The sequence below is a fragment of the Acinetobacter gyllenbergii CIP 110306 = MTCC 11365 genome (assembly GCF_000413855.1).
Classification (GTDB): domain Bacteria; phylum Pseudomonadota; class Gammaproteobacteria; order Pseudomonadales; family Moraxellaceae; genus Acinetobacter; species Acinetobacter gyllenbergii.
Genome location: NZ_ATGG01000035.1, coordinates 1 through 1,682, shown reverse-complemented (window position 1 = coordinate 1,682; position 1,682 = coordinate 1). Strand labels below are relative to the sequence as shown.

Below are 1,682 nucleotides of genomic sequence, written 5' to 3'. Positions count from 1 at the left end.
GGGGGTGTTTAGATTTAAAAGCTGGCGATGACTTACTCTCACATGGCAAGTGCCACACTACCATCAGCGCTAAGAGGTTTCACTTCTGAGTTCGGGAAGGGATCAGGTGGTTCACTCTTGCTATTGTCGCCAGCAAACTGTTTATGGATACTTGCTTTGGTCTTATTGATTGCCAAGGCTTTTTCCAAATGAGTAATTAACGGATTAGTTAATTGAGTCGGTATTGTAACTAGTTTCTACACTAAATCAAGTTATGTATTGAATTTATCTTGAATACAACAACTGTTTGGGTGTTGTATAGTCAAGCCTCACGAGCAATTAGTATTGGTCAGCTTCACACGTCACCGTGCTTCCACACCCAACCTATCAACGTCCTAGTCTCGAACGGCTCTTTAGAGGAATAAATTCCTAGGGAAATCTTATCTTGAGGTAGGCTTCCCGCTTAGATGCTTTCAGCGGTTATCCCTTCCGAACATAGCTACCCGGCGATGCGACTGGCGTCACAACCGGTACACCAGAGGTTCGTCCACTCTGGTCCTCTCGTACTAGGAGCAGATCCTCTCAAATTTCCAGCGCCCACGGTAGATAGGGACCGAACTGTCTCACGACGTTCTAAACCCAGCTCGCGTACCTCTTTAAATGGCGAACAGCCATACCCTTGGGACCTGCTTCAGCCCCAGGATGAGATGAGCCGACATCGAGGTGCCAAACACCGCCGTCGATATGAACTCTTGGGCGGTATCAGCCTGTTATCCCCAGAGTACCTTTTATCCGTTGAGCGATGGCCCTTCCATACAGAACCACCGGATCACTAAGACCTACTTTCGTACCTGCTCGACTTGTGGGTCTCGCAGTTAAGCGCGCTTTTGCCTTTATACTCTACGCGTGATTTCCGACCACGCTGAGCGCACCTTCGTACTCCTCCGTTACTCTTTAGGAGGAGACCGCCCCAGTCAAACTACCCACCAGACATGGTCCTCGCCCCGGATTACGGGGCAGAGTTAGAACCTCAACATTACCAGGGTGGTATTTCAAGGACGGCTCCATACAAACTAGCGTTCGTACTTCAAAGCCTCCCACCTATCCTACACAAGTAAGGTCAAAGTTCAATGTCAAGCTGCAGTAAAGGTTCACGGGGTCTTTCCGTCTAGCCGCGGGTACACTGCATCTTCACAGCGATTTCGATTTCACTGAGCCTCTGCTGGAGACAGCGCCGCCATCATTATGCCATTCGTGCAGGTCGGAACTTACCCGACAAGGAATTTCGCTACCTTAGGACCGTTATAGTTACGGCCGCCGTTTACTGGGGCTTCGATCAAGAGCTTCGCTTACGCTAACCCCATCAATTAACCTTCCAGCACCGGGCAGGCATCACACCCTATACGTCCACTTTCGTGTTTGCAGAGTGCTATGTTTTTAATAAACAGTTGCAGCGGCCTGGTTTCTGTGGCTGCCAATAGCTCAGGGAGCAAGTCCCATCACCGTCAGCAGCGTACCTTCTCCCGAAGTTACGGTACCATTTTGCCTAGTTCCTTCAGCAGAGTTCTCTCAAGCGCTTTGGTCTACTCGACCTGACCACCTGTGTCGGTTTCGGGTACGATTCCTGTGTAACTGAAGCTTAGAGACTTTTCCTGGAAGCATGGTATCAGCCACTTCACTGTACAAGTACAGCTTGCTATCAG

General features: G+C 49.6%; 2 rRNA genes. Both read right to left on the bottom strand.

Going from position 1 to position 1,682, the window contains the following annotated elements:
- Nucleotides 1–19: 19 nt before the first annotated feature.
- Nucleotides 20–134: ribosomal RNA gene (gene rrf / locus F957_RS03165) — 5S ribosomal RNA — on the bottom strand.
- A 163-nt stretch (nucleotides 135–297) separates the two neighbouring features.
- Nucleotides 298–1,682 (bottom strand): 23S ribosomal RNA (locus F957_RS0120680); the annotation flags it as partial.